Source organism: Labilibaculum manganireducens, assembly GCF_002843385.1.
Lineage (GTDB): Bacteria > Bacteroidota > Bacteroidia > Bacteroidales > Marinifilaceae > Labilibaculum > Labilibaculum manganireducens.
Genome location: NZ_MVDE01000027.1, coordinates 42,795 through 64,374 on the forward strand (window position 1 = coordinate 42,795; position 21,580 = coordinate 64,374).

Annotated in this window: 22 protein-coding genes; 14 read left to right on the forward strand and 8 right to left on the reverse strand. The window is 36.5% G+C overall.

Annotated features, from left to right (window positions below):
- Positions 1-6: 6 nt before the first annotated feature.
- Positions 7-801 carry a thymidylate synthase gene (locus BZG01_RS15525; RefSeq protein WP_101310755.1) on the reverse strand — a complete coding sequence of 265 codons (795 nt, stop codon included), beginning with the start codon at positions 799-801 and terminating at the stop codon, positions 7-9.
- A gap of 16 nt (positions 802-817) precedes the next feature.
- On the reverse strand, positions 818-1,795 hold the full coding sequence (locus tag BZG01_RS15530; protein WP_101310756.1) for a nucleoside recognition domain-containing protein: 978 nt from the start codon (positions 1,793-1,795) through the stop codon (positions 818-820).
- A gap of 328 nt (positions 1,796-2,123) precedes the next feature.
- On the opposite strand from BZG01_RS15530, the gene BZG01_RS15535 reads away from it, so the two are divergent.
- Positions 2,124-3,377: a nucleoside permease gene (locus tag BZG01_RS15535; protein ID WP_101310757.1), complete on the forward strand. Its 1,254-nt coding sequence runs from the start codon at positions 2,124-2,126 to the stop codon at positions 3,375-3,377.
- 76 nt (positions 3,378-3,453) lie between these two features.
- On the opposite strand, the gene BZG01_RS15540 is transcribed toward BZG01_RS15535, so the two are convergent.
- Together BZG01_RS15540 and BZG01_RS21430 are read right to left on the reverse strand one after the other, a co-directional pair.
- On the reverse strand, positions 3,454-4,059 hold the full coding sequence (locus BZG01_RS15540) for a bifunctional nuclease family protein (RefSeq protein WP_101310758.1): 606 nt from the start codon (positions 4,057-4,059) through the stop codon (positions 3,454-3,456).
- 87 nt (positions 4,060-4,146) lie between these two features.
- On the reverse strand, positions 4,147-4,335 hold the full coding sequence (locus tag BZG01_RS21430) for a hypothetical protein (protein ID WP_143470923.1): 189 nt from the start codon (positions 4,333-4,335) through the stop codon (positions 4,147-4,149).
- A gap of 211 nt (positions 4,336-4,546) precedes the next feature.
- Here BZG01_RS21430 and rplU point away from each other — a divergent pair, with 211 nt between their 5' ends.
- The 7 genes from rplU (at position 4,547) to ruvC (ending at position 10,222) form a co-directional block, all read left to right on the forward strand.
- Positions 4,547-4,858, forward strand: a complete 312-nt coding sequence (gene rplU / locus BZG01_RS15545) for a 50S ribosomal protein L21 (RefSeq protein WP_101310776.1) — start codon at positions 4,547-4,549, stop codon at positions 4,856-4,858.
- A 19-nt stretch (positions 4,859-4,877) separates the two neighbouring features.
- Positions 4,878-5,138, forward strand: a complete 261-nt coding sequence (rpmA, locus tag BZG01_RS15550) for a 50S ribosomal protein L27 (protein WP_101310759.1) — start codon at positions 4,878-4,880, stop codon at positions 5,136-5,138.
- Positions 5,139-5,251: 113 nt separating this feature from the next.
- Positions 5,252-6,526 (forward strand): serine--tRNA ligase, encoded by a 1,275-nt coding sequence (gene serS / locus BZG01_RS15555; protein WP_101310760.1) that lies wholly within the window; start codon positions 5,252-5,254, stop codon positions 6,524-6,526.
- Positions 6,527-6,614: 88 nt separating this feature from the next.
- Complete coding sequence (locus BZG01_RS15560) at positions 6,615-8,432, forward strand: tetratricopeptide repeat protein (RefSeq protein ID WP_101310761.1); 1,818 nt, start codon at positions 6,615-6,617, stop codon at positions 8,430-8,432.
- 38 nt (positions 8,433-8,470) lie between these two features.
- Positions 8,471-8,773: a DUF4286 family protein gene (locus tag BZG01_RS15565; protein ID WP_101310762.1), complete on the forward strand. Its 303-nt coding sequence runs from the start codon at positions 8,471-8,473 to the stop codon at positions 8,771-8,773.
- A gap of 11 nt (positions 8,774-8,784) precedes the next feature.
- Positions 8,785-9,678 (forward strand): DMT family transporter, encoded by an 894-nt coding sequence (locus BZG01_RS15570; protein ID WP_101310763.1) that lies wholly within the window; start codon positions 8,785-8,787, stop codon positions 9,676-9,678.
- Positions 9,671-10,222, forward strand: a complete 552-nt coding sequence (ruvC, locus tag BZG01_RS15575) for a crossover junction endodeoxyribonuclease RuvC (protein WP_245870393.1) — start codon at positions 9,671-9,673, stop codon at positions 10,220-10,222. The genes BZG01_RS15570 and ruvC overlap by 8 nt, the downstream gene beginning before the upstream one ends.
- A 70-nt stretch (positions 10,223-10,292) precedes the next feature.
- Here ruvC and BZG01_RS15580 read toward each other — a convergent pair whose 3' ends face one another.
- The 3 genes from BZG01_RS15580 to BZG01_RS15590 form a co-directional block, all read right to left on the reverse strand.
- On the reverse strand, positions 10,293-10,685 hold the full coding sequence (locus BZG01_RS15580; protein WP_101310765.1) for an HIT family protein: 393 nt from the start codon (positions 10,683-10,685) through the stop codon (positions 10,293-10,295).
- A gap of 32 nt (positions 10,686-10,717) precedes the next feature.
- A complete protein-coding gene (gene greA, locus BZG01_RS15585; protein WP_101310766.1) occupies positions 10,718-11,191 on the reverse strand; it encodes a transcription elongation factor GreA in 474 nt (157 codons plus the stop codon).
- Positions 11,192-11,370: 179 nt separating this feature from the next.
- Positions 11,371-11,811, reverse strand: a complete 441-nt coding sequence (locus BZG01_RS15590) for a hypothetical protein (protein WP_101310767.1) — start codon at positions 11,809-11,811, stop codon at positions 11,371-11,373.
- Between the two features lie 97 nt (positions 11,812-11,908).
- Here BZG01_RS15590 and BZG01_RS15595 point away from each other — a divergent pair, with 97 nt between their 5' ends.
- Positions 11,909-12,370, forward strand: coding sequence for a Rieske (2Fe-2S) protein (locus BZG01_RS15595; RefSeq protein ID WP_101310768.1), 462 nt, complete (start codon positions 11,909-11,911; stop codon positions 12,368-12,370).
- Positions 12,371-12,555: 185 nt separating this feature from the next.
- Entirely contained in the window at positions 12,556-15,084 is a 2,529-nt protein-coding gene (locus BZG01_RS15600; RefSeq protein ID WP_101310769.1) for a sodium-translocating pyrophosphatase, read from the forward strand.
- A gap of 67 nt (positions 15,085-15,151) precedes the next feature.
- Here the strand turns inward: BZG01_RS15600 and BZG01_RS15605 are convergent, their stop codons facing one another.
- Complete coding sequence (locus BZG01_RS15605) at positions 15,152-16,081, reverse strand: bifunctional riboflavin kinase/FAD synthetase (RefSeq protein ID WP_101310770.1); 930 nt, start codon at positions 16,079-16,081, stop codon at positions 15,152-15,154.
- A 436-nt stretch (positions 16,082-16,517) separates the two neighbouring features.
- Here BZG01_RS15605 and BZG01_RS15615 point away from each other — a divergent pair, with 436 nt between their 5' ends.
- The 4 genes from BZG01_RS15615 to BZG01_RS15630 all read left to right on the forward strand — a co-directional run bounded on the left by BZG01_RS15615 (position 16,518) and on the right by BZG01_RS15630 (position 21,120).
- Positions 16,518-17,672, forward strand: coding sequence for a TlpA disulfide reductase family protein (locus tag BZG01_RS15615; RefSeq protein WP_101310772.1), 1,155 nt, complete (start codon positions 16,518-16,520; stop codon positions 17,670-17,672).
- A gap of 92 nt (positions 17,673-17,764) precedes the next feature.
- A complete protein-coding gene (locus tag BZG01_RS15620) occupies positions 17,765-18,535 on the forward strand; it encodes a UDP-2,3-diacylglucosamine diphosphatase (RefSeq protein ID WP_101310773.1) in 771 nt (256 codons plus the stop codon).
- A gap of 58 nt (positions 18,536-18,593) precedes the next feature.
- On the forward strand, positions 18,594-20,012 hold the full coding sequence (locus BZG01_RS15625) for a DNA recombination protein RmuC (RefSeq protein ID WP_218973134.1): 1,419 nt from the start codon (positions 18,594-18,596) through the stop codon (positions 20,010-20,012).
- A 298-nt stretch (positions 20,013-20,310) separates the two neighbouring features.
- The gene (locus BZG01_RS15630) at positions 20,311-21,120 is read left to right on the forward strand and encodes a hypothetical protein (protein WP_101310774.1); all 810 of its coding nucleotides are present in this window, start codon (positions 20,311-20,313) and stop codon (positions 21,118-21,120) included.
- Positions 21,121-21,580: the final 460 nt, after the last annotated feature.

Consider the following 21,580-nt stretch of genomic DNA (forward strand, 5'->3'; position numbering starts at 1 on the left):
TTAGTTTTAAATGGAAATTGCTCCTTTAATATGAGGATGTGGATCGTAGTTTTCCAAACTAAAATCCTCAAATTTAAAATCGAATATACTTTTAACCTCAGGATTTATTTTAAGTACCGGAAGTTCTTTCGGTTCTCTCGACAATTGCAACTTTACCTGATCCATATGATTCATGTAAATATGTGCATCACCCAAGGTATGTATAAACTCACCTGGTTCCAAATCACACACCTGAGCCATCATCATTGTTAAAATAGCATAGGAAGCGATATTAAACGGAACTCCCAGAAATATATCGGCACTGCGCTGGTACAACTGACAGGAAAGTTTGCCATTGGCTACATAAAACTGAAACAGTGCATGACAGGGAGGCAAAGCCATATTTTCAATATCTGCCGGATTCCATGCACTTACAATTAACCTTCTTGAATCAGGATTGTTTTTAATATCATGCACCACTTGCGTGATCTGATCTATTGATTCTCCATTGCTTTTTGGCCACGATCTCCACTGGTACCCGTAAACATGCCCCAAGTCGCCATTTTCATCAGCCCACTCATTCCAAATTCTAACGCCATTGTCCTGAAGATATTTCACATTGGTATCTCCATCTAAAAACCAAAGCAATTCGTGAATTATAGATTTTAGGTGAAGTTTCTTAGTGGTTAAAAGAGGAAATCCTTTGGATAAATCAAAGCGCATTTGATGACCAAAAACACTTACGGTTCCCGTTCCGGTTCTGTCTTCTTTCTTATTCCCTTCTTCGAGAACTCTTTCTAATAAGTGAAGATATTGTTGCATAACTAATTGTCAAAATTTAATTTTTAAAGATAAAACTATTTAACGACTTCCTTATAAATAGTTCGAAACGATATAACCACACCACAATAATTCCTAAAAATAAACGAGGAATAATCAACCAGCCCAAAGGCACACCAATAGCTGCAAATAATAGCGGGTCTTCTAATTGTGAATGGGATACAGCAATGTGATGATTTAATAAATCAGCTTCCGATTTTGTCATTTGTCCCTTTTCAACTTGTTCTATCATAATGGCCGAACCATATGCCAAACCCAAAGTATTGGCCACAATCCAAGAAAACGAGGTGGAATCGGGCAGTCCCATTATTGACTGTAAAGGAGCCAACATTCGTGACAGCCATTTTATAACTCCAAAAACTTCCAGAATTCGCTGCAAGATCATCAACAAGGTAATCAAAATTATCACTTTTAAACTTAATACCAACGAAGACAAAAGCCAAGCTGTAAACATTGAATTAAAAGTTTCCTGCTGCACAAAAAGGTTGCTGTGAACCTGAAATGAATCTGCCGGCAAAGCCCAATTTAAAAATAATCCAAGAACAAAACTTCCTGTCAATCTTAGAATTATCATTCGAAACATCGACGATCCTGTTTTTTTTAGAACCGCTGTTTCAATTATAAAACCGTGTGCCACCAAACACATTGCTGCTAAAATTGTAACCACCCGCCCCTCCATCTCCAAACTGGTAATTACAGCAATCGCCGTATAAATATTCGTAAAAATACTGGTTAGTAAAACAAATGCCGATTCTCCCGGCAAGCCCATATACTCGAATACAGGCTGCAAATAACCCGAAACCAAAGCCAATATTCCTGTGTAGTTGAGCAACAACACACCAAAGGAAACCGGAATCATGATACTCAAAAGCCACTTAGATGTGGAATAGGCTTTTGGAATAGATTCCCTGACAGCTGCAATGATTTTAGCTTTCGTCGACAGGGTTTTATCATGAACTAAACTTTCCTGAATCATTTATATTCAACTTGAGTGAAGTACAAAAATACTTTTTTCAATCAATTTACAGGTCATCTCCAACACATACATTTACCAAATTAGTTCGCTAAAAATAAGACCGCTCTATCTAGAATGTTTTCATATCACTTGTAATTGTCATAAAAAGACAATGCCGGTATTTTAAGAATCTATTTTTTTAGTTAGTTTTGACACTTCTGATTTTCAAAAGAGTAAAGATTTCAATCTTTATCAGCAAATCCTCGGGCGAATTTCAAATGAGACTACGAAAACAACCAATAACTAGTAAGACATAGCAAATACTAACCTATTTTTTAAAAACATCGTTATGGGTATAAAAAATCGTCTGATATTAATGAACTTCCTTCAATTTTTTGTTTGGGGAGCATGGTTAATAACTATTGGTGGTTATTGGTTTCAAAACAAAGGCTGGTCAGGAACTGAATTTGGCGCTATTTTCTCAACAATGGGCATAGCATCCCTGTTTATGCCTGCTATTGCGGGAATTATTGCCGACCGTTGGGTTAATGCCGAAAAACTTCTTGGAATTTTCCACATTTGCGGGGCAATAATACTTACTCTTTTACCCCAGGCAAACACTCCTGCATCTATGTTTTGGCTGATGCTAATTAATATGTTTTTTTACATGCCAACTATTTCCTTGTCAATTACAGTTGCCTATTCGGCATTAAACAAATCGAATATGGATGTAGTTAAGGAATATCCACCCATAAGAGTTTTTGGAACTGTTGGTTTTATTATTGCCATGTGGACTGTTAGTTTGCTTAAAATTGAAACTTCAGCATTACAATTCTACGTAGCTGCCCTTGCCTCTCTTTGTCTTGGTTTCTATGCATTTTCTTTACCGAAATGTAATATCAACAAAGAACCACGGGACAAATCCATTGTCAATTCGTTAGGACTAAATGCTTTTCGGTTATTCAAAAATCCTAAAATGGCAATGTTCTTCATTTTCTCGATGTTGCTGGGTGCTTCTCTTCAACTTACCAATGCCTATGGAGATACATTCTTGCACGATTTTGCAAAAATAGATGCATACAAAGAACTAATTGCTGTAAAATATCCAGCTATCATCATGTCGATTTCTCAGATATCTGAAACCCTTTTCATTCTGGCCATTCCTTTCTTTCTAAAGAGATTTGGAATAAAAAAAGTCATGCTAATAAGTATGATTGCATGGGTTCTTCGATTCGGACTATTTGCTTTTGGTGATCCATCAGGTGGATTATGGATGATAATTCTTTCTTGTATTGTATATGGAATGGCTTTTGATTTCTTCAATATCTCCGGTTCACTATTCGTTGAAACCTCGAGCGATTCAAGCATGCGTGCAAGTGCTCAGGGATTATTTATGATGATGACCAATGGATTTGGTGCCATTTTGGGAAGTTGGTCAAGTGGTCTCATTATCGATACATTCTTTAAAGGCGAGGGAGATCTTTTTAATTGGGAAGGGATTTGGAGTACATTTGCAATCTATTCCCTAGTTGTTGCTATTTTCTTTGCGATTCTGTTTAAACACAAGCACGATCCAAAACAACTTGCCGGATTTAACCACTAAACAAGTTTACATACAACAAAAATGGCAAGTTTTCACTTGCCATTTTTTATAATCAAAAAATACTTTGTATTTTCTTTTAAACTGATTCTCCCCGACGATCAATTTCATCACGAATCAGTGAAGCTCGTTCGTAGTCTTCATCACGAACTGCATCCTCAAGCATCCCTCTAAGCTGTGCAATAGAATATTCGGTAAATTGACTCCTCTTCTCGGGCTTAGGTACTTCTGGGTCTGTTTGTCCGGCAATCATCGGATCTTCAGATTCTCCCTCAAGACTTAATACGATTCCTGCTTTCTCAATTATTTCTTCTGTTGTGAATATTGGACACCTAAAACGCAGAGCGATAGCAACAGCATCTGATGTGCGGGAATCTATCCGAATACGACTAAGCCCTTTTTCGCAGATTAACTCTGAATAAAAAATTCCCTCTTCCAACCGATAAATATTAACCTCAACAACATTCACTGCAAAAGCTTCAGCGAAACTTTTAAAAAGATCATGAGTTAATGGACGCGGAGGCTCTAATTCCTCCAATTGAATAGCAATTGACTGAGCCTCAACACCACCTATAATGATAGGAATCCTTCGGTCTCCATCTTCTTCAGACAATACAAGTGCGTAGGCTCCTGTTTGCGTCTGACTGTACGACAATCCTAAAACGTTAAGTTTTATTTTACCCATAAAAACTCCTCTTTTTTTCACCAAACAATAAACAAATATAAGAATTGTTTTTAAATCACTATTAACAATAAACTGAGCTTATTTCTCTTATTTGCCAATACTTGCTGATTTACTTCCGTTTACAAAAACAAATTGTCTGCAAACTGCTAAATAAGCAACTTCTGATTCATTTTCATCAATCGTAAATATATCATACATTGATTTTCTATACCTTATCTTATGAAGATACATATTATAGCCAAAGAAATCCAAAACTAGCCATGGAAACTTATCCACTTGATTTTATTTTTGTGAAATCAATTGAAATAAGATCCAAATCGAAAAAAAAAAGAATCAAAATGATTCATTTACAGGAGTAAAACTTTGTTTATCAATTATTCTTTTTTATTTTTGCAATCCGAAATAAAATTCTTTGGGGGTTCACCAAGAGGTATATTTAATGTTTAAAATGACCCACCCTCAGGAACAAACCGTAAAATTAGAAATAATGTACGTAATTGTAGAAATCGCTGGTCAGCAATTTAAAGTTGAAAAAGACCAAAAGATTTTTGTTCACAGACTATCTGCTGAAGAAGGTGGACAAGTAGAGTTCCCTAAAGTACTTTTAGTGGATAATGATGGTGAGATAGTAGTTGGTGCTCCAACTGTTGAAGGAGCTAAAGTAACTGCTAAAGTTTTATCTCACATGAGAGGTGACAAGGTAAAAGTATTCAAAAAGAAAAGAAGAAAAGGATACAGAAAACTGAACGGACACCGTCAGGACCTTTCACAAATTCAAATTGAAGAAATTGTTGCTTAATCCTTAAAAATATAACAAAATGGCACATAAAAAAGGAGCCGGTAGTTCTAGAAACGGTAGAGAATCGGAAAGTAAGCGATTAGGAGTTAAGATTTTTGGCGGGCAATTGGCTAAAGCTGGAAGCATTCTTATTCGTCAAAGAGGAACAAAACACAACCCAGGTGAAAATGTAGGTATTGGCAGAGATCATACTCTTTTTGCTCTTATTCCTGGAACAGTGGTTTTTAAAAAGAAAAGAGATAATAAATCTTACGTTTCTATTGAACCTTTAGCTGAATAGATTATTTAGCTTTAAAATATTTAAATCTCCTGCTTTATTTCGTATAAAGACAGGAGATTTTTTTATTTTTATAACCTGAAAGTTATAGATATAATCATTAACAAAAGATACTGATGTTAAGCCTCAAATACCTACAGGAAAATAAGGAAGAAGCCATTAAGGCTTTAAAAATCAAGAATTTCGATGCAACAGAAATCATCGGGAGAATTATCATTCTTGACGAAAAAAGAAAAGAAAGTCAAGTAAAATTAGATGCAACATTGGCAGAAATGAACGGTTTATCGAAAGAAATCGGAATGCTTTTTAAAAGTGGAAAAGCTGATGAGGCGAATGCTGCAAAAGAAAAAACCGGAGAATTGAAGGATTCTATTGCCGAATTAACTGCGATTCAGAACAGTACAGTTCAGGAATTAAATGATTTGTTGCTTCAAATCCCGAATACACCGCATTCATCTGTTCCTGCAGGTAAAGGTGAAACTGAAAATGTTATTGAAAAAACGTGTGGAACTATTCCAAAACTGCACGCCGATGCAATTCCTCACTGGGAATTAGCTAAGAAATATAATATTATTGATTTTGAATTGGGAAATAAAATTACCGGGGCTGGTTTCCCTTTATACAGAGGCAAAGGTGCAATTCTTCAGAGAGCATTAATCAATTTCTTTTTGGATGAAAACCGCAAAGCCGGTTACGAAGAAGTAATTCCTCCATTGGTTGTTAACGAAGCTTCAGGATACGGAACCGGACAATTGCCTGACAAAGAAGGGCAAATGTATCACGTAACTGAGGATAACCTGTATTTAATACCTACAGCTGAAGTTCCGGTAACAAACATTTACCGCGATGTTATTTTAAAAGAAGAAGATTTCCCGGTAAAAAATACCGCTTATTCTGCTTGTTTTAGAAGAGAAGCCGGATCGTACGGAAAAGATGTACGTGGTTTAAATCGTCTTCACCAGTTCGATAAAGTAGAAATTGTACAATTACAGCATCCTGATAAATCATATGAAGCTCTTGAAGGAATGGTAGCCCACGTAGAGGGTCTTATCCTGAAATTGGAACTTCCTTACCGCCTGCTTCGTTTATGTGGTGGTGACACCAGCTTTACTGCGGCTCTTACCTTCGATTTCGAAGTATTTTCTGCAGCTCAGGACAAATGGCTTGAAGTAAGTTCCGTTTCTAATTTTGAAGCTTACCAATCGAATCGTTTGAAATTACGATACAAAGGTAAGGATATGAAAAAACCTGAACTGGCACATACTTTGAACGGAAGCGCACTGGCATTGCCTAGAATTGTGGCCGCCTTGCTTGAAAACAACCAAACTCCTGAAGGAATCCGAATTCCAAAAGCATTGGTTCCTTACACTGGATTTGAGCTAATCGACTAAAAGATATTTACTTAATTTTATGGCCCGGTTCGAAACAACCGGGCTTTTTTATATTTTTGAGTAGAGTATCATCTTTAAAAAACTGGTTTTGAAAAAATTCATAGTAAGCTTTCTTATTCTGATTTCCTTCTTAGGATCTGAATACAGCTATTCACAAAACAACATTCAAACAGAAAGTCAACTGGCTTTTAACTACTTTCGTGATAAAGAATACAGACCGGCATCTTCCCTATTCTTTAACCTGCATAAAATTACACGGTCAAGAACTTATTTCAACTACTATATTGATTGCTTAATTCAACTTGAAGATTATCAGGAAGCAGAGAAATCGATAAAAAAGGAAATTAAAAAAAATCCGGACGACCGAAGCTTTTTAATTGATCTGGGATTTGTTTATAAAACGGCAGGAGAAAATGATCAAAGTCTGGCTCAATACAATCAGGTTTTAAAAGACTTGATTCCTGTCAGAAGTGAAATCACTAGTATTGCTAACACTTTCGTAAGAAAACGCGAATATGAATTCGCCGTTAAAACATACGAAATTGGCAGAAAACTTCTCAATCAGGAGCATCTCTTTCACATGGAACTGGCAACTATTTTCCTATCGCAGAGAGATTTTGAAAAGATGGTTTCGGAATACCTGCTGGCACTTTCAGTTGATCCAACACAAATAAAAACTGTAGAAAACCATTTGCAATCCGCACTCCTTCAGGATATCAATTCAAGTTTGGATCCCATTCTCAAAAATCAATTGCTGCAAAAAATACAAACTGAAACTGAAAACCTCAGCCTTAAGGAATTGCTGCAATGGTATTTTATGCAGAAAAAACAATTTCAGGCTGCTTTCACACAAGCCAGATCGATAGATTTAATTGGAAAAGAAGATGGTTCCCGCCTGCTATCCTTAGCAAGCGCTGCAAGAACAAATGATGATTTTAAAACTGCTCTTGAATGTTATCAACATGTTGTTGATAAAGGATCTTCATCGCCCAATTATTTAAATGCACGCGTTGGTGATTTGGAAACCCGTTATCTTCTGCTTCAAAAACAAAATTCAACTTCAAAATCTGATTGGCTTGAGCTTTCCGGACGATATAAAAAATTCTTTTCGGAAGAAAATACTGCCTTGCAGAACAGTTCTGTTCTAATACAATACGCACACATCAATTCATTCTTTTTGAATCAAACGGCAGAATCAACCGAACTATTAGAAAAAGCATTGGCAAGTTCAGGACTTAGCCAACAAAACAGATCGGAATTAAAACTTGAACTGGCAGACATCAAGTTATTTACCAACGAAAAATGGGATGCAATTCTACTGTATTCACAAATCGAAAAATCAAACAAAAACAACACGATCGGCTTCGAAGCAAAATTCAAAAAAGCCAAAGTGTCTTACTTTATGGGCGAATTAAAATGGGCCAAAGCTCAGCTGGACGCACTAAAAGGAAGTACTTCGAAACTAATAGCCAACGATGCAATTTTCCTATCGCAATTGATTAGTGACAATACTACTTTAGATACAAGCTACACAGCTATGAAAATCTATGCTGAAGCAGAATTTCTGATGTATCAGCGAAAAGATTCTTTAGCCCTTCTTAAGCTGGATGAATTGCTTAAAAATAATCCGGGACATTCACTAACTGATGAAGTTTATTTTTTGAAATATGAAATTTTCATCAAAACAAATAAAACAGAACAAGCACTTTTGGCCTTGTCCAAAATTATAGAAGAACATCCATACGAAACTCTTGCGCCAAAGGCATTGTTCACACAAGGAGAACTGCTTCAGAAGTTAAACGAAACAGAAAAAGCCATGGAGAACTACAAAAATATTGTGACTGAATATTCTGACAGCATATACTCTGTTGAAGCCCGAAAAAAATTAAATGATTTAAGAAAGTGAAATTTAAATACCTTTGCAAAAACTAAAGACAACAATCAATGATTATATACAATACCAGCTATTTGATCGAAAATTCTATGGAGAAAGAGTTTTGTGAATGGATGAAAATAAAATTTATCCCTTTACTTAAAGAAACGGGAACTTTTTCCGCCAATTATTTTTGCAAAGTAATGGTTGCAACAGAAAATGAAGGTTTAACCTATTCACTTCAACTTCTGTTCAAAAGCAAAGAATTATTCACTAAGTATCACTGTAGTTTCGAGCCAAGAGCCAAAGCTGTTTTCGAAGCAAAATACAGAAATCAGGTAATGAGTTTTTCATCCTTGCTGGAAGAAGCATAATTTCCAAGACTTTGGATACGCAAAAGAAAGCATACATTTACGCCCTGTCAGCAATCTTTTGCTGGTCAACAGTAGCCACAGCATTTAAAATTGCATTACGCGGAATGGATTTTCTTCATCTTCTGCTAATCTCTTCGGGAATAGCCGTGCTTTTTTTGGGCTGTTTACTTTTATTCACATCTCAATTACAAAAAACTTTTTCAGGAAGCACAAAAGATTATATTCGATCGGCAGGATTGGGCTTTTTAAATCCATTTCTATACTATTTGGTGCTTTTAAAAGCTTACTCGATACTGCCTGCTCAATTTGCTTTGAGCCTGAACTACATTTGGCCAATTACCTTGGTACTGCTTTCGATCCCTTTATTAAAACATAAAATTGGATGGAAGAGTATCTCATGCATATTGGTAAGTTTTTCGGGCGTTGTGATTATTGCTAACAAAGGTTCATTCACATCCATTCAAACCCCAAATACCTTTGGAGTACTATTAGCTCTTTCCAGCTCCGTATTTTGGGCTCTGTTCTGGTTATTTAATGTTCGCGATTTAAGAGAAGAAAAGGGTAAACTATTTTTGAACATGGCTTTTGGCTTTCTTTATATCCTGATATCTATCATCCTGTTTTCTGAATTTCGCATGCCTGACAACAAAAGTATTTTAGCTGCTGTATATATCGGTGTCGTAGAATGTGGAATTGCAGCTGTATTCTGGTTAAAAGCATTAAAAATGACAAGTTCAACAGATAAAATAAGCAATCTGGTTTTTTTAAGTCCGTTTGTTTCCTTGCTGTTTGTTCATCTTATTATCGGAGAATCTATCTATCTTAGTACTCTTGCAGGACTGGTCCTAATCATTTTGGGTATTGTACTGCAAAAATTTATTCGAAAAACCAATTCAATTGAGTAACGACAGAATAATAATGGGAATCGATCCCGGCACCAATCTAATGGGCTACGGACTAATAAGAATTGCAGACAAAAAACCGCAAATCCTGGTTTCCGGTGTCTTGGATCTCAAAAAAATTTCTGATCCCTACATTAAACTTCAGAAAATTTTCCAACGTACACTGCAGGTAATTGATGAGTACAAACCCGATGAATTAGCTATTGAATCACAGTTTTTTGGAAAAAACATTCAATCAATGCTTAAATTAGGCCGGGCTCAAGGTGTTGCAATTTCAGCAGCATTGCATCGCAATATTCCCATTTTTGAGTACGCACCAAAAAAAATTAAACTTGCGATTACCGGAACCGGACTGGCTTCGAAAGAACAACTGGCAACCGTTCTTCAACGTTTTTTTAATCTGAAGGAATTCCCACAAAATTCAGATGAAACGGATGCCATTGCAATAGCAATGTGTCATTTTTTTCAGAGCAATGCCATTGCATCTGCAGGTAAACCAAAATCCTGGGCTGATTTTGTTAAGAAAAATCCGGACAGGGTCAAATAATTTTTAATTGAATCACAAAAAAAGCCACTTAAAAAGTGGCTGATATCTCTATTGGAAGAATTGATTCTATTTAAAAATTCTCTCTAATTTTTGCGGCAATTTCGGCCAGCTTATCCGATGCTATTTCCAACTTTGGATTCGCAAAGTTTAAATCTCCAACATTATTTATCGGCACCAGATGAATGTGGGTATGCGGAACCTCTATACCAATAACAGCAATTCCAATTCTTTTGCATACAATGGTATTCTCAATTGCCTTTGCTACGCGTTTGGCAAAAAGATTTAGTCCTGCTAAAACATCATCATCCAAATCAAAAATATAGTCAACCTCCTGCTTTGGTATTACCAAAGTGTGACCTAATGCCAAAGGACTGATATCCAAAAAAGCAAAATAGTTCTCATCTTCAGCTATTTTGTGGCAAGGAATTTCGCCATTTACTATTTTTGTGAAAATTGAAGCCATATCCGTGTGTTTCTGATTTTTACCCGTTGTAATTATAACGAAATATCTATAATTTCAAATGGAATTAAACCATTTGGAACCTGAATTTCAACAACATCACCAATAACCTTACCTATTAAACCTTTGGCAATTGGTGTATTGATTGATAGTTTCCCTTTCTTAAAATCAGCCTCCGTTTCGGATACTAAAGTATAAGCCATTACAGCACCATTTTTTTGATTCTTAATGGTAACCTTAGTCATCATCTGAACCTTTGACGTGTCAATTTTAGTCTCATCAATTACCCGGCTGTTTGCCAGAATACTTCTTAATTGTGAAATTTTGGCTTCCAATAAACCCTGAGCTTCTTTTGCAGCATCGTACTCGGCATTTTCCGACAAGTCTCCTTTGTCGATTGCTTCTCCAATTTGTTTGGAAATATTAGGACGTTCGATCGTCTCAAGATGTTCCACTTCTGCTCTTAGTTTTTTTAGTCCTTCGGCTGTTACATATGAATAACCAGACATAATTCCCTCCTATTTAAATTCTTATAATTCTAATCTATTTGATCGACAACGATCTAAAAAACAAAAAGAATTTCGATTTTTCGAAACTCTTCCGGATGCAAATATACAAATTTAGTATAAATGAACCCTTTCCTGCATGAAATAACAGGAATCAATAAAAGTATACTTTATTTTTTGCTTTAGGTGTACCTTCTATCTAAAATCTCTTTGTAAATAATGGCTTGGCGCCAATCGATTTCTTCTTCCTGATCTTCTTCCAACTCATTCTCATCCTTACTCTCACTATAGATTGATTTTAAATCAGCAAAAACAGGATTCTTTTTCTCTTCTCGGTCCTCCGCCTTCATATTCTGCAATCTTGTATATTCTTCCATCACTGATTCCACAGGTTCGGGAGTTTTGTCTTCTACGGGCTGAACGTAAGGTTTGGGTATTTCGTTGCCCAACAAGCTCTCAAAAAGTGATTCGAATCCACCCTGAATTTCAGGCTCCGACCGTTGAAGAATTTCCTCATCATCGGGAGGCTGAACAGCTGCCGGCTTCTTTTTTTTGAGAGCACCAACAATAACAAAGAGTGCCACGATAACATAGTATAATATATTCCCCCAATGATCGTCCATACTGATCCTGTTAAAATTAATTTAAAAGCTTAATTTTGCGAATGCCTGCACTAATAACGGCAACCATTACGTTATATAAAGAGTAAAACCAACTGCAATGAGTCACAATAAATCAAATTTACCACTTTTTTTCCTTTTCTGTTTGATAAACATCACTTTTTGTTCCTGCAGTAAAGATACGAATGTTGATGAAATCATCCCCTATGTTCCAGTTAACGGAACAATATATCTTAATTTTTACAGCGAACTAAATTCTGTTGGCAATGCCCTTTACTTTGATGAAATAGACGCATCTGTCGGATATAACGGGCATGGATTTATTGTAGTAAGAACAAGCACCTCTGAATTTTCTGTATTTGATGCAACCTGCACCAATGATAAAGATTCAGAAGAACATCTGAAAATTGAAGGTTCCTACGCAGAATGTCCTGTTTGCGGAAGTAAATTTAGTTTGTTGACCGGTGGATGGCCTTTTAATGATTCAGAGGCTAAGTACAAATTAAAAGAGTATAGAAATACTTACTACTCCGGTAACAACACTCTAAAAGTCCGCAATTAAATTAATTCCAAAACAATAGCTCCCTAACCTAAGGAACTAATTTTCACACGTTAAAAATAAGAAATTCAGGATACAATCAAAATATAATAAAGTTTACTTTTTAAAAAAGTAATTCCATAAAGTCTTGTTTCACTTTACAATAATGCATAATTTGATAGGAAATTCACCTAATTAATCTCTATCCTATGAAAAAAGCATTATTACTACTAGTGTTCGGGGTACTACTAACTCCTTTCGCAAGTTTTGCCAGTGAAGCAGACCTGGTTGTTCCCGATTTAAGACAGAGCATTTTTGACGGACTTGGTGGCATAAATGGCTGGAACTTGTTATTTTATGGCATTGTAGTTATCGTTCTGGGCTTATTCTTCGGAATGATTCAATTTAATAGAATTAAAAATCTTCCCGTACATCATTCAATGGCTAAGGTTTCCAACATTATTTACGAAACCTGTAAAACATACCTTTTGCAGCAAGGCAAATTTCTAATTATTCTTTTTCTGATTATTGGTTTTGCAATTTCCTATTATTTTATTGGTTTAGCTCATGTATCCATTCCAAAAACTATGCTTATTCTGCTTTGGACTGTACTGGGAATATTAGGATCGTATGGAGTTGCCTGGTTTGGAATCAGGATAAATACTTACGCAAACAGCCGCACATCTTTTGCGGCGCTTAAGAAAAAGCCTTTTGATGTAATGTCTATTCCGTTGCAGGCAGGTATGAGTGTTGGTCTTCTTTTAATTTGCATTGAGCTAATCATGATGATTGCTATTTTGCTGTTTATACCCGGTGATAGTGCCGGTGCTTGTTTCGTAGGTTTTGCTATTGGCGAATCATTAGCAGCTTCGGCTCTGCGGATTGCCGGTGGTATTTTCACCAAGATTGCCGACATTGGTGCCGATTTAATGAAAATTGTATTCAAAATTGGTGAAGATGACCCACGTAATCCTGGAGTTATTGCCGATTGTACCGGTGATAATGCTGGTGATAGTGTTGGACCAACTGCTGATGGATTTGAGACTTATGGTGTTACCGGTGTTGCATTAATTACTTTCATTATTTTGATGTTTGGTGAAACCGGATTAATGCCAAACGTTGGTTTTGCATCAACTCTTATTGTCTGGATTTTCGCTATGCGCGTTCTGATGATTTTTACTTCGGTATTCGCTTATTTGGTAAATCAAGCCATTGCAAAAGCAAGGTACAGTCAAGCTGATCGTTTTAATTTTGAAGCTCCATTGACTTCCTTGGTTTGGATTACTTCGATTATTTCAATTGTTGTAACTTATGTAGTCAGCGACATCCTAATATCAGATCTGCCTGAAGGATTGTGGTGGAAACTTTCAACAATAATATCCTGCGGAACACTTGCTGCTGCGGTTATTCCGGAATTAACCAAAGCATTTACCAGTTCTAGTTCCCGTCATGTTCAGGAAGTGGTTACTGCTTCCCGGGAAGGCGGTGCCTCCTTAACGATTCTTTCGGGAATGGTAGCCGGTAATTTCTCTGCTTTTTGGAAAGGTATGGTAATGATGGCTTTGATGGCAACTGCATTTTACACCGTTCAAGACATTGCCATATTTGGCGATTATCCTGGAATTTTCGCCTTTGGATTAGTTGCTTTTGGTTTCTTGGGAATGGGCCCAGTTACCATTGCTGTTGACAGTTATGGCCCTGTAACCGATAATGCTCAATCGGTTTTTGAACTATCACAGATAGAAAAGATTCCAAACATTAAAGAAGAAATTCTTAATGATTTTGGTTTTGAACCTAATTTTGTAAGTGGCAAACACAATTTAGAAGAGAATGACTCTGCCGGAAATACCTTTAAAGCTACGGCCAAACCCGTATTAATTGGTACTGCAGTTATTGGTGCAACAACAATGATTTTTGCAATTATCCTTTTGCTTAAGGGAACTATTCTCTCGAATGGTGAATCATTGCTGCAAATTCAATTGACCGATCCATCTGTTATTCTTGGTTTGATTACCGGTGGGGCTGTAATTTTCTGGTTTTCGGGCGCATCCATGCAGGCTGTTACTACCGGAGCTTATCGTGCAGTTGAATACATCAAAAGGAATATTGATTTGGACAAGACAGAAGCCGACATTGAAGATTCAAAAAATGTTGTGAGAATTTGTACTCAGTATGCACAAACAGGAATGTGGAACATTTTTGCCGTAATTTTATGCCTGACACTGGCATTTGCCTTCTTTAGTCCGAACTTCTTTGTAGCCTATCTGATTTCCATTGCCATTTTTGGTTTGTTTCAGGCCATGTATATGGCCAACGCAGGCGGTGCGTGGGATAATGCTAAAAAAGTGGTTGAAGTTGATTTAAAGGAGAAAAACACACCATTACACGATGCTACAATTATTGGTGATACTGTTGGTGATCCATACAAAGACACATCATCGGTAGCCCTGAACCCGATCATCAAGTTTTCTACTTTATTTGGACTATTGGCTGCCGAAATTGCCATTGAACTGATTGTTCAATCAGATAAAACAGGAAACATAAATTACGCCCCTTACATTGGAGCTGTTTTCTTAGTAATTGGTTTGTTCTTTGTGTACCGTTCATTTTATGGAATGAGAATTCCCGCAAAGGAAGTAAACACTTCCACTCCTCAGACAAAACATGAGGAAACACAAATGGGAAGTAATCATCAGAATCAGATAAAAATGGACGTAGCCGGCAAAACAAGTAACTAGCTGTTGCATTTAAATACAAAACCCCGAAGAATTTCTTCGGGGTTGTTTTTTTAGCTGTGTTACTTATTTATCCCAACAGACTTATCACTTCTAATTTATCCTTCGCCAACTGAGCTTTCAACTCATCAAGCGAAGCAAAAAACTGCTCGTTTCGAATGCGCTGATAAAAATGAATCGTAATATTTTTGAAGTAGATATCCTGATTAAAATCCAATATATGAACTTCGATAGACCGGTTATCCAACTGATTATTTACGGTTGGGCGAACACCAATATTCAGCATTCCCAAATACCGTTTATCATCCACATCAACTTTTACGGCATAAACGCCGTCTTTTGGAACCAGCTTATAGCTTTCCTGAGGATCAATGTTTGCGGTTGGAAATCCAATGGTGTGTCCTAATTTTTTTCCGTTAACAACATCTCCTTTAATAAAAAACCGATAACCTAAATATTTATTTGCCATTTGAATATCACCATCGGCAATGGCATTCCTTATTTTTGTAGAGCTAACATTTATAGCATCCATATTCAAGACATCCTGACGCTCTATTTTAAAGTTTAACTGATCGGCAAAAACCTTTAAATCTTCATATTTCCCTTCCCGGTTGTGCCCAAAACGATGATCGTAGCCAACCACCAGATATTTCATTCCCAGTTGTTTCACCAAAATCTTTTCGACAAACTCAATGTAAGTTAATTTGGAAAATTCTTTTGTAAATGGATAAACAACTAAATGATCGATACCCGCAACTTCGAGCAACACCTTTTTTTCTTCCAAAGTATTGATTAAACGCAAGCCATTGTCCTCTGTATTTAAAACCAGTCGCGGGTGAGGATAAAAAGTGAATATTACAGTTTCTCCATTTACTTTTTGAGCCAATTCCTGCAAGCGGCGAATCACTTTTCGATGCCCAAGGTGCACCCCATCGAAGGTACCTATAGTTACAACTGGATTAATTGCGGAAAAATCTTTTAAATCCGTATATATTTTCATGTGCCGGCAAAATTATTCTATCAAAGCATTCTCTTTCGTCTCCACCTCTCCCCCAGCTTTTCGAGCCATACAATTGAGAATTCATCTTTATTTCTTGATGCAAAAATATGAAAATTTAAGGAACAAACTCAGCCTAAAGGTAAGCGAATTCTATTTCATGCGAATGTTTGAAATAAAAGGATTCGTCTGCAAGGCATATATGAGACATGTTTTTTACGAGGAACAAATTAAATCCGGGAAGGGAATAATAATGATTAAACAGGAAATTATTAGTAAATTTCCCGCTTAGTTTCCGAATAGAATTATGAAATAATTAAATTCATTTCCTTTTTCTATGGTAATATTATGAGGATCACTTACTAAATAAGCGGCTGTAAATATTCATTCGGATAAAAATCGAAAAAACTGTTTAATGTAACCAACGAAAACCAATCATATGAAAAAATTATTATTAGCCCTTCCGATACTTTTATTCTGGGCTTGTAGTCAAAAAGACCTAGTTAAAGTAGAAGGTAAAATTGATCATGCAGATGGTAAAGTATTGTATTTTGACAGACTGAATACTACTGGTGTTGAAGTTTTGGACTCAACTACATTGGATGAAGAAGGTCGATTTAAATTTAAAGTGGAAAATACCCAACCCGAATTTTATCTGCTGCGCCTTTCGAATGGAAAATTAATTACCCTTTTAGCTGAAGCCAACGAGAGCATTCTTGTTTACAGCAAAAGTGAAAATATGGGGAAAAATTACATTGTTGAAGGCTCCAAAGGCTCTAAATTAGTTAAGGAGTTAAACGATAAACTGAATGAGACCAAGGATCAGCTTGCATCTATTCGTAAAGAACTGGAAGAGAAAAAGACTGATCCGAACTACTCCAGCATTTCGCAAAACTTATTGGCAGATTACGTGAAAGCTCTTCAAAGCCAAAGAGAATTTTCAATTAATTTCATCATGAAAAATGCCACCTCTTTATCGAGCTATATGGCTTTGTATCAAAAATTAGATGACAAGACTTTTACCTTAAACGAAAACGACGACATCAAATTTGTTAAAATCGTTGCTTCATCGATGAAAGCCTTGTATCCTGAACATGATTATACCAAAGCAATTTTAAGTAATCTTGCCGATCTTGAAAAACGTATGGTCAACCTTAAAATATCTAAGCTGATTGAAGAAAAAGGAAGTAGTTTTCCTGATATTACTCTTCCTAATGCAAAAGGAAAAGAAGTTACCCTTAGCTCTTTACAAGGTAAATTTATTGTTTTAAGTTTTTGGGCGTCTCAAGATGCCAATTCGCGCAAACAGAATGCAAACTTGAAGAAGATATACGATAAATTCAACAAAAAAGGACTGGAAATTTATCAGGTTTCTGTTGATCAGAATGAAAAACTATGGACTAAAGCCATTCAAGAAGATCAGTTAAACTGGACTAATGTCTGCGATTTAAAAAACGGAAGTGCTATGGCAACCAGACTATACAATATTCAATCAATACCATCGAACTACCTGTTGGATCAGAAAGGTGAGATTGTTGGTAAAAATCTTTTTGGTTTGGCTCTTGAAGAAAAAATTGCCGAATACGTGAAGTAGATTTACACAAAACCTCATTCACCAACCCCTTCGCTTTAAAAGGGGAAGGGGAGAAAAAAATGACAATTACAAACCATTTGTCTTAGACAGAAATGATCGAAAACAAAAAAATATACTTTGCATCGGATGTACATTTAGGAGCTCCTGCTTTACGAAACAACCGCGAGCGCGAAAAATTGTTTGTGCGATGGCTCGATCAGGTGAAGGATGATGCAGAAACCATCTATCTGATGGGAGATATTTTTGATTTTTGGTTTGAGTACAAACGTGCTGTGCCAAGAGGTTTTACTCGTGTACTGGGTAAGATTGCTGAAATTACTGATTCTGGAATTCCTGTGCATTTCTTTACCGGCAACCACGACATTTGGGTGTTCGACTACTTACCAACCGAAATTGGTGTGATTGTACATCGGGATATCGTAAAAACCGAAATTAAAGGGAAAAAGTTTTTTCTTGGGCATGGTGATGGATTGGGCCCCTTCGACAAGAATTACAAACTACTGAAGAAGATATTTACCAGTCGTTTTTTGCAATGGTCGTTTGCCCGTATCCATCCTAATTTATCAATTTGGCTGGCCCATAAATGGTCGGGACACAGCAGACTTAGAGATGGAAAAGTAGAGGCCGACAGCTTTAGAGGCATAGATAAAGAATGGTTGATTCTGTTTGCCAAAGATGAATTGAAAAAGGAACATTTCGACTACTTTGTTTTTGGACACCGGCACTGGCCATCTAATGTCGATTTAAACGGTAAAAGCCGATACATCAACACCGGCGATTGGATAACTCATTTTACCTATGCTGTATTCGATGGAGAAAAAATGGAGCTTAAGGAATACGACAAACCTAAAATTAACCACTAAGAGCACAACATACTTTGTGGTTAAAAAAATAACATTCTCCACTTCACCTCAAAAACCAATGTATAAACGCAGCATGCTGCGTTACTACAAACAAAAATACAAAATGGAAATAGTATACATCGCAATCGGAATAATCTGTGGATTGGTTATTGCCTGGTTTATCTACCGCAGAAAAGCAGGACAACAGTCGGCTTTGCATCGGGAAGAGCTGCTGAAACAGGAAAACGCTTTTATCAACGAAAAGAGTGAGCTTTCGCACAAACTTTCGGTTTTGGAAGAACGGGCCAATAATCTGCAAAAGGAGAAAACAGAAGTAAACGAGGCGATGAATCTGGAGCGTCAGAAGAATGAGAATTTGACCCGCTCTGTTTCCATATCCGCCACCGAGCGAAAGAATTTGGAAGAACGCCTAACAACTCAAAAACAAGAGTTGGAAGAACTTCAGAAGAAATTCACTACCGAATTTGAGAATATCGCCACCAAAATACTAAAGGAAAACACCAAAGAATTTACTTCTTCGAATCAGAAAAACATGAGTGACATCATGAGTCCGATTAAGGAAAAACTGATGTCGTTTGAGAAAAAAGTAGAGGAAACTTACGATAGGGAACTGCGTGATAAGATCAGCCTAAAGGAAGAGGTGAAAAAGCTTTACGATCTGAATTCCAAAATTAGTGATGAAGCCAACAACCTGACCAAAGCTTTAAAAGGTGATGTAAAAAAACAGGGAAATTGGGGTGAAGTGGTTCTGGAGCGAATATTGGAGCGGTCGGGCTTAACCAAAGGTCAGGAATACGACCGCGAAGTGGTGATGCAAAACAGTGAAGGACAAACCATTCGCCCGGATGTGATCATTCATTTGCCGGAAGAGAAACACGTAATTGTTGATTCGAAAGTATCGCTGATTGCTTACGAACGGTTTATAAATTCAATTGGTGATGTGGATGCCGAAAAGTTCCAAAAGGAACATATTGTTTCGATGAAAGCTCACGTAAAAGAATTGGCCGAGAAACATTACCAAAGCTCTGCGGCAATAAACTCGCCTGACTTTGTTCTCATGTTTATGCCGATTGAATCATCCTTTGCGATGGCAGTGCAATACGATCAGGAGCTTTTTAATTATGCGTGGGACAACAAAATTGTGATTGTGAGTCCATCAACTTTGCTGGCAACCTTGCGTACCATTGCTTCGATCTGGAAACAGGAACAGCAAAACCGAAATGTATTGGAAATTGCCAAGCAAGGCGGTTTGCTTTACGACAAATTAGTTGGTTTTGTTGAGGATATGATCAATTTAGGCAGACAAATGGACACTTCAAAAAAGACTTATGCTACGGCAATGAATAAGTTAACCGAAGGAAGTGGTAACCTTATTCGAAGAGCGGAGAACATTCGTGAGTTAGGTGCCAAAGTAAAAAAGAAACTGCCTCAATCGTTGATCGATAGAATTAACGATACGGAAGCAATTGCAGAATAATTACAAAACATACCTATACTAAAAAAGGTCACGATATATCGTGACCTTTTTGTTTGCAGCAAAATATTATTGTTCCAGAAAGGATGTATAGTGTCGCTAAACTTAAAATCGGTTATCCGAACTGTCAGGGATTATTTCATTTGCTAATTATAATCAATACAAATAGACAATTGATCCATATTAAAAAAAACTTCTATTAACATTAATCCAATTTTATTTTGATAAATTCGCAAAGATTTACGTAAGATTGAATTTTTGCATCAATAAATAACAAGATTAAACTCTAAATAAACCAAGTATGAATCATTTAAAATACCTCTTGCCAATTCTTTTGTTTTCTTCTTTTCAGCTTAGTGCTCAGGATAGAATTGTAAAAACCAATCAGGATACCATTGTATGCAAGGTTAAGGAAGTTTTAACCGATGAAGTAAAATACATCATCCCCGAAACCTCAAATGACATTCTGTTTGGAATCGATAAAAACGACATTCTTAAAATTATATTGGAAAACGGGAAAGATCTGAGCTTTTCTCATTCTCTTTACGGAAAGGAAACCTATGAAAATCAGAAAAAACACGCCATCAAAGTAGATTTTCTGGCTCCATTAACCGGAAACACCACATTATCATATGAAAAACTAATCCGACCTTCAAGAAGCTGGGAAGTGAGTTTGGGAATAATTGGTTTGGGTGTTGATAATGACGATGAGAATCCCCGAGGTGCTTTTGCGAAGTTTGGGATGAAATTTATAAAGAGTCCTGATTTTTATTTGAAAGGCATGCGTTATGCTCATGTTTTAAAAGGAACATATGTGAAACCTGAGATTGCCTTCTCTATCTATTCTCGTGAGTATGGCTATGATTATTACAATGGTTATTGGGGCAATGGTGAGGACAGAGAATCGAACTGGGCTGCGGCTTTCAATATTATTGTAGGAAAGCAATATGTTTTTAATGACATTTTTCTTTTGGATATGTATTTCGGTTTGGGCTATGGATTTAGTAAGGATAATGACTACGAATCCTATCATTATGGTTTTTCGGGTGCCAATTCGGATACTCCACTGACTATAACGGCTGGTCTTAAAATTGGTGTTTTGTTGAAATAAAAAAAACTTCAATAATTTTTAGGTAGGGTTGCGACAGGTCGTGACCCTTTTTTGTATCAATAAATAAAAGGCAAACATGCTGTAAGCCCTACAATAGTTGACTTGTTTTGCAACAGGAGGGTGTTTTTGCCAACAGGAAACCCAAATTGAGCAACAGGAGCACTATTTCTCCAACAGGAAACCTAAATTGAGCAACAGGAGTACTATTTCTCCAACAGGAGACTCAAATCGAGCTACAGGAGTATTGAAGCATCCATCAAGAGTTCAAATTTGACATCAGGAATACCAAAACTTCTATCAGGTTATTATACGGTTCTGTTTGTTAATTTACTCAAAAAAAACTTATCTTAGTATATGCCAAAAATTATAGATGTAGAAATCACCGAAAGTGAATCAGAATTACTTTACCTTCTGAGAAAGCAGACAAAAATTCTTCAGCATAGTAGAGTTAAAACCCTTC

Bases quoted from the DNA above. Each gene is read 5' to 3' on its own strand.
- BZG01_RS15525 (WP_101310755.1), bottom strand. From the start codon at position 801: ATGCAACAATATCTTCACTTATTAGAAAGAGTTCTCGAAGAAGGGAAT.
- BZG01_RS15530 (WP_101310756.1), bottom strand. From the start codon at position 1,795: ATGATTCAGGAAAGTTTAGTTCATGATAAAACCCTGTCGACGAAAGCT.
- BZG01_RS15535 (WP_101310757.1), top strand. From the start codon at position 2,124: ATGGGTATAAAAAATCGTCTGATATTAATGAACTTCCTTCAATTTTTT.
- BZG01_RS15540 (WP_101310758.1), bottom strand. From the start codon at position 4,059: ATGGGTAAAATAAAACTTAACGTTTTAGGATTGTCGTACAGTCAGACG.
- rplU (WP_101310776.1), top strand. From the start codon at position 4,547: ATGTACGTAATTGTAGAAATCGCTGGTCAGCAATTTAAAGTTGAAAAA.
- rpmA (WP_101310759.1), top strand. From the start codon at position 4,878: ATGGCACATAAAAAAGGAGCCGGTAGTTCTAGAAACGGTAGAGAATCG.
- serS (WP_101310760.1), top strand. From the start codon at position 5,252: ATGTTAAGCCTCAAATACCTACAGGAAAATAAGGAAGAAGCCATTAAG.
- BZG01_RS15565 (WP_101310762.1), top strand. From the start codon at position 8,471: ATGATTATATACAATACCAGCTATTTGATCGAAAATTCTATGGAGAAA.
- BZG01_RS15580 (WP_101310765.1), bottom strand. From the start codon at position 10,685: ATGGCTTCAATTTTCACAAAAATAGTAAATGGCGAAATTCCTTGCCAC.
- greA (WP_101310766.1), bottom strand. From the start codon at position 11,191: ATGTCTGGTTATTCATATGTAACAGCCGAAGGACTAAAAAAACTAAGA.
- BZG01_RS15590 (WP_101310767.1), bottom strand. From the start codon at position 11,811: ATGGACGATCATTGGGGGAATATATTATACTATGTTATCGTGGCACTC.
- BZG01_RS15595 (WP_101310768.1), top strand. From the start codon at position 11,909: ATGAGTCACAATAAATCAAATTTACCACTTTTTTTCCTTTTCTGTTTG.
- BZG01_RS15600 (WP_101310769.1), top strand. From the start codon at position 12,556: ATGAAAAAAGCATTATTACTACTAGTGTTCGGGGTACTACTAACTCCT.
- BZG01_RS15605 (WP_101310770.1), bottom strand. From the start codon at position 16,081: ATGAAAATATATACGGATTTAAAAGATTTTTCCGCAATTAATCCAGTT.
- BZG01_RS15615 (WP_101310772.1), top strand. From the start codon at position 16,518: ATGAAAAAATTATTATTAGCCCTTCCGATACTTTTATTCTGGGCTTGT.
- BZG01_RS15620 (WP_101310773.1), top strand. From the start codon at position 17,765: ATGATCGAAAACAAAAAAATATACTTTGCATCGGATGTACATTTAGGA.
- BZG01_RS15625 (WP_218973134.1), top strand. From the start codon at position 18,594: ATGTATAAACGCAGCATGCTGCGTTACTACAAACAAAAATACAAAATG.
- BZG01_RS15630 (WP_101310774.1), top strand. From the start codon at position 20,311: ATGAATCATTTAAAATACCTCTTGCCAATTCTTTTGTTTTCTTCTTTT.